Source organism: Mesorhizobium sp. P5_C1, from assembly GCF_054049815.1.
This window is the reverse complement of record NZ_JBFULQ010001392.1, coordinates 1-559: the sequence shown is the minus strand read 5'-3', so window position 1 is coordinate 559 and position 559 is coordinate 1. Positions and strand designations below refer to the sequence as shown.

The following is a 559-nucleotide window of genomic DNA, read 5'->3' as shown; positions in this document are numbered from 1 at the left end:
ATCGCCAGCAGCGTGCACAACACGACGCGACTACTCGGCTTGCTCGACATCCACCCGATTCCCCTAGATTCCCAGTCTAGGGCTTCTTGCAAGCGGATGTTTGGAATGATGGGCGTATTTGGGGTCTATCCACAGGGTAGGTGGTGCAGAGCAACGCGTGCAACGGGTGCCCAAAATGCCGTCGCCTGTGATCCGAAATACCAAATACGATCCGGCAACCAGAACGCTCTCCGTCTGGTTTGTCCCAAGCGGCGACAGCTATGACTACGAAGATGTTGCCCCGGCAACCTACGCCGTCTTCAGCTTGACCGAAACCGGTCAGGTGGGGATCGTATCGAGGTCCGGACAGGTGACGATCCTCACCTCAAACTGGCCAGTTCAGTACATGATCCTTTGCCTCAGCCATGCAAAGAATCCGTTTCCTCCAAGCGCTGTGCGAACCCGCGCGGCAGCCCAATGTGCTTTCATGGTTGCGCCGACATGACAATCGCAGACGATTTCGTGCAGTTGCCAGTCGCTTAGTTTGAAGAACCGCCTGGCCTCGCCATACGTGTCATCC

General features: G+C 56.5%; 2 pseudogenes. One reads left to right on the top strand and one right to left on the bottom strand.

The annotated features are described in order from the left end of the window. Nucleotides 1–175: 175 nt before the first annotated feature. Nucleotides 176–289 (top strand): annotated as a pseudogene (locus ACXJ7R_RS35985) (KTSC domain-containing protein); the annotation flags it as partial. 89 nt (nucleotides 290–378) lie between these two features. Here the strand turns inward: ACXJ7R_RS35985 and ACXJ7R_RS35980 are convergent. Beyond that, a pseudogene (locus ACXJ7R_RS35980) lies at nucleotides 379–559 on the bottom strand (hypothetical protein); the annotation flags it as partial.